6 protein-coding genes are annotated in these 4,501 nt (G+C 67.7%); 5 read left to right on the top strand and 1 reads right to left on the bottom strand.

Annotated elements, in window-relative coordinates; all coding sequences use genetic code 11:
- Together ACFU99_RS34315 and ACFU99_RS34310 are read left to right on the top strand one after the other, a co-directional pair.
- Positions 1-746 (top strand): class I SAM-dependent methyltransferase (locus tag ACFU99_RS34315; protein WP_384399698.1); only part of this gene is annotated, 746 nt, incomplete at its 5' end.
- A 293-nt stretch (positions 747-1,039) separates the two neighbouring features.
- Positions 1,040-2,188 (top strand): FAD-dependent monooxygenase, encoded by a 1,149-nt coding sequence (locus tag ACFU99_RS34310; RefSeq protein WP_384399695.1) that lies wholly within the window; start codon positions 1,040-1,042, stop codon positions 2,186-2,188.
- A gap of 40 nt (positions 2,189-2,228) precedes the next feature.
- Here the strand turns inward: ACFU99_RS34310 and ACFU99_RS34305 are convergent, their stop codons facing one another.
- On the bottom strand, positions 2,229-2,405 hold the full coding sequence (locus tag ACFU99_RS34305) for a hypothetical protein (RefSeq protein WP_384399692.1): 177 nt from the start codon (positions 2,403-2,405) through the stop codon (positions 2,229-2,231).
- A gap of 708 nt (positions 2,406-3,113) precedes the next feature.
- Here ACFU99_RS34305 and ACFU99_RS34300 point away from each other — a divergent pair.
- The 3 genes from ACFU99_RS34300 to ACFU99_RS34290 all read left to right on the top strand — a co-directional run bounded on the left by ACFU99_RS34300 (position 3,114) and on the right by ACFU99_RS34290 (position 4,477).
- On the top strand, positions 3,114-3,950 hold the full coding sequence (locus ACFU99_RS34300) for a Scr1 family TA system antitoxin-like transcriptional regulator (RefSeq protein WP_384399689.1): 837 nt from the start codon (positions 3,114-3,116) through the stop codon (positions 3,948-3,950).
- Positions 3,947-4,156: a DUF397 domain-containing protein gene (locus tag ACFU99_RS34295; RefSeq protein ID WP_384399686.1), complete on the top strand. Its 210-nt coding sequence runs from the start codon at positions 3,947-3,949 to the stop codon at positions 4,154-4,156. The genes ACFU99_RS34300 and ACFU99_RS34295 overlap by 4 nt, the downstream gene beginning before the upstream one ends.
- An 87-nt stretch (positions 4,157-4,243) precedes the next feature.
- Positions 4,244-4,477 (top strand): DUF397 domain-containing protein, encoded by a 234-nt coding sequence (locus tag ACFU99_RS34290; RefSeq protein WP_384399683.1) that lies wholly within the window; start codon positions 4,244-4,246, stop codon positions 4,475-4,477.
- The last annotated feature ends 24 nt before the right edge of the window (positions 4,478-4,501 follow it).

The raw sequence follows: 4,501 nt of genomic DNA, 5'->3' as shown, positions 1-4,501 counted from the left end.
GCCTGGAACTGGCGGCGCCCGGCCCCGACTGGCGCGACCGCCCGGACTTGGACCCGCACGCCACCAGGGGGTTCCGGGCCGCCATGGCGGCCCGCGCCCGTTTCATCGAGGACCTGATCACCGAGCAGGCCGACCGCGGCGTCACCCAGTACGTGATCCTGGGAGCCGGCCTGGACACCTTCGCCCAGCGCAGGCCGGAGATCGCCTCTCGACTACAGATCTTCGAGGTCGATCAGGCCGGCCCCCAGTCCTGGAAACGCCACCGCCTGATCGAACTCGGCTACGGCATCCCGCAGTGGCTGCACCTGGTGCCGGTCGACTTCGAAGCTGACGAACCCTGGTGGGAGCATCTGACCGCCGCCGGCTTCGATCCCGGCCGGCCGGCGGTCGTCGTCTCCACCGGCGTCACCATGTACCTCACCAAGGACGCCACCGTCGCCGCCCTGCGCCGGATCGCCGGGCTCGCCCCCGGCTCGACGGTCGCCATGACGTTCCTCCTGCCGACCGAACTCCTCGACACCGCCGACCGTCCGGGATTCCGTGCGAGCAAGGAAGGCGCCCGTACCTCCGGAACGCCCTTCATCAGCTTCTACACCCCGCAGGAGATGCTGGCACTGGCCCGCGAGGCCGGGTTCAAGGACGCCCGGCACGTGTCGGGGGCCTCGCACGCGGAGCGCTACTTCGCCGGTCGCGCCGACGGCCTCCGCCCGTCGAGCGGAGAGGACCTGCTGCTGGCCACGACCTGACGGCGCAGACTCACGCCACCGCCGCCGATGCTCCGGTAAGCAAACAGCAAAGAAATACGACGCCGAGGCATCTACGGCCCTTGGCACCCCTGCGACCTCGTCCCCGAGCGCCCCCATGCGCCTCCAGCACCCCTGTCGGCTCGAACTGCCCGGACGTAATGTGCTGTTGCATCGAGGTGTCCTCTCGATCGGGTCGGTCCCCTGTACGCCGCACGCCATACGCCGCACTCCGTACGCCCTCCGTACACGGCGGCGGTGCGGTGCGCAGGAGACCGAATGACTGAGGAGATCGCATGAAGACTGTTCTCATCTCCGGTGCGAGCATCGCCGGCCCCGCCCTCGCCTACTGGCTCAGCCGCCGCGGCTTCGCCCCGACCGTCGTCGAGCGCAACCCCGCCCCGCGCCCCGGCGGTCAGGCCATCGACATCCGCGGCTCCGCCCTCGACGTCATCGACCGCATGGGCCTCGGCGACGAGATACGCGCGGCCCGCACCCGTATGCACGGCATGACCGTCTTCGACCGCGACGGCAACGAGCTGGAGCGCACCACCGAGCGGACGTTCACCGGCGGCCGGTTCGACAGCACCGACGTCGAGGTGATGCGCGAGGACCTCTCGCGCATCGTGGTCGACGCGACCCGCGACGACGTCGAGTACGTATACGGGGACTCCATCGCCACCCTGGAAGAAGGCGAGGACGCATACGGCGTACAGGTCACCTTCGAGCGCGGCGCGCCCCGCACCTTCGATTACGTGGTCGGGGCCGACGGCCTGCACTCCACCGTACGAGCCCTGGCATTCGGACCGGAAAAGCCCTTCCTCCATCAACTCGGCTATCAGATAGCCATCTTCAGCGCGGACAACTACCTCGATCTCAACAACTGGCAGATCTGCGTCAACGACGGCGACATGCCCTTCTCCCTCATCGCCTACCCGGTGCCCGACAACTCTGAGCTGCGCATCACCGTCGGCTTCAAGGGCGACCTGCCCGACTACGACTACCGCGACACCGAGGCCCACAGGGCGCTGACCGCCGCGCGCATCGCGGACCTGCGCTGGGAGAGCCGCCGAATCCTCAAGTCCCTTGACGAAGCCGACGACTTCTACTTCGACACCATGGCGCAGGTCCGCATGGACCACTGGTCCAAGGGCCGCGTGACCTTAGTGGGCGACGCCGGTTACTGCCCCTCCCCCATCACCGGCCAGGGCACCAGCCTCGCGCTCGTCGGCGCGTACGTGCTCGCCGACTCCCTCGCCGCAGCCGCCGCCACCGCCGCGCACGGGGACGGGGACGGGGGCCACCGCGCCGCGTACGCCCGTACCGAGACCCGTATGCGGCCCTTCATCCGCCTCAACCAGGCCCTGGCGGGCCGCAACGCCATCGATCCGGCCACGGAGGCCGCCCGCGACCACGCCAAGAGCGCGATCTCGCTGGACGGCTGAGCCCGGAGAGAGGATGGGCGGGGCCAGGGACCGGGCGGCCTCACGTCACCAGCAAGGCCATGTCCCACCCCGCCACGGCCCCGCCCTCCGCGTACGCGTCCAGCGCCAGCGCCGTACCCGCCGCCCCTTCGAGGAAGGCCGGTACGTCCGCGCCCTGCGGCACATGGGTGAAGGTGGACCGGAAGCCGAACCGGTGCTCCTCCCTGAACTGCGCCATACCCCCGAATCACCACATTCCGACACCGCTTCTACGGTCACGGGAACGCATTTCAGCCGCCCGAAACCCACTCCGGATAGCCCGCCATGGGCCAACGGCACACCGAGGAAGAACCCGTACGTCAGGAACCTCCCCCGCTTCCGCTTACGCCTCCGCTTACGCCGTCGCTTCCACTCTGGTCACCCTTGGCGCTGAGGCGAACGGCGGTGTCGGGCTTTCCGCGCCCGGCGCGGTGTTCGGCACAGTCGCACGGCGGAAAGGCGATGGAACCGGTCGGGGGACGACGGTTCGGCCGGACGGCCGGCTCATCGAATTTGAGCACCAGGAGCACACCGTCAGCCCCCAATTCCTCCATCAACTCCGAAAGCGCTTCCCGCGCCGCACTCCTCATACCGACAACCGCCTCAGCCCGTCCCGTACCCGCTCGGTCAACTCCCTTGTCGGCTCCGCACATTCACGCGGCCACCAATCCGGCGCTAAGCGCCAGAACCCACCGGCCGCCACGACGCGCTCCAACTCCGCGAGAGAATCGCCTTTTGCGTCCGGGTTTCCCGGACCCCGCCGAGGCCCAGGGTGACGACCCGGAGAAACGTTCGAGGGCATTTCGGCTCCTCTCTGTAGTGAACCCACTACCAAGGGGAATCACCCTGCCCTACAGTCGAGGCCCGTTCAACGTGTCAGTCGAGCACGGAAGGTCTTCACGAGCCCTTGAACATCAAAGAGTTGCACCCAGACAGCAGCCCTCAAGCAGCGTTCGGCGCGCGTGTACGCAAGGAACGCGAAGACCGCGGATGGAAGCAGGAGGGCCTCGCCGAACAGACGGGGTATTCCAGCACGCACATTTCCGCCGTGGAAACCGGCCGCAAGATGCCGACTCTCCGTTTCGCCCGTCAAGTTGACATCGCTTTCGGCATCGTCAACAGCGCCGAGACGTTCGAGCACCAGTGGCGGGAGATGAAGCACGGGAGCCTGCTGGAAGGCTTCCCGGAGTTCGTCGGGTACGAGGGCCGGGCGGTCGAGATCAGACTGTACGAGGTGGGTGTGATCCCTGGCCTGCTTCAGACGCCGGAGTACGCGACGGTGCTCGCGCGCAGCACCGCAAAGCGGGGAGCGATCACCAGAGAACAGGCGGACGAGCGAATCGCGCTGGTCGCGGAGAGGCAGGCCGCACTGGTCCGCTCATCTCCGCCACTGGTCTTCGTAATGCTGGACGAAAGCTGTATCCGCCGTCCTATGGGCGAACCCCACGTCATGGACGCACAGTTGGCGCGACTGGTCGAGTTTGCCGAGCTGCCGAACACCATGCTCCAGGTCGCACCGTTCGAGATGGGAGAACGCCGCCCCTTCGACCTGCCCATAACCGTACTGACGATGGCGGACCGCTCGCTCATGTCGTACGCCGAGTCTGCGCAGCAGGGCCATTTCGAACGCGAAAGTACCTGCGTAGTACCGCTGTTGACGGCCTACCATCAGCTACAGGCAGAGGCACCTTCACAGGCAGCATCTGTGACCATGATCAACCAGGTACGAAAGGGCACCCTGTGACGACCGAATCCCCCCGCTGGTTCAAGTCCTCGTACAGCAACAACGGCGGCCAGTGCATCGAGATCGCCGCTAACCTGGCCGCCCCGCACGGGACCGTCCCGGTCCGCGACAGCAAGGACACGGACGGACCCACCCTGTCGTTCACCCCCACCGCGTGGACGACCTTCGTGGCAAGCGTGAAGGACGACAGCTTCACAGCTGCCTAGAGGCTGCGGCCCGGTACGGACAACGCCCCTGGCCCGCCCTCTCAGCGGGCCAGGGACCGTGATCGACCAAGTACGGAAGGGCACCCTGTGACAACCGAATCCCCCCACTGGTTCAAGTCCTCGTACAGCGACAACGGCGGCCAGTGCATCGAGGCCGCCACGAACCTGGCCGCCGGGCGGCCACACGGCTTCGTCCCGGTCCGCGACAGCAAGAACCCCGGCGGCCCCAACCTGACCTTCCCGGCGGACGCGTGGTCACGGTTCGTAGCAAAGGTGAAGGACGGCGGCCCCACGGCCGCCGGGAGGACTGACGGCCGCTGATCCCTACGTTGCACAGGGTGGCGG

It is taken from the genome of Streptomyces sp. NPDC057654 (assembly GCF_042800135.1).
Lineage (GTDB): Bacteria > Actinomycetota > Actinomycetes > Streptomycetales > Streptomycetaceae > Streptomyces.
This window is presented reverse-complemented; position numbering and strand designations above follow the sequence as displayed.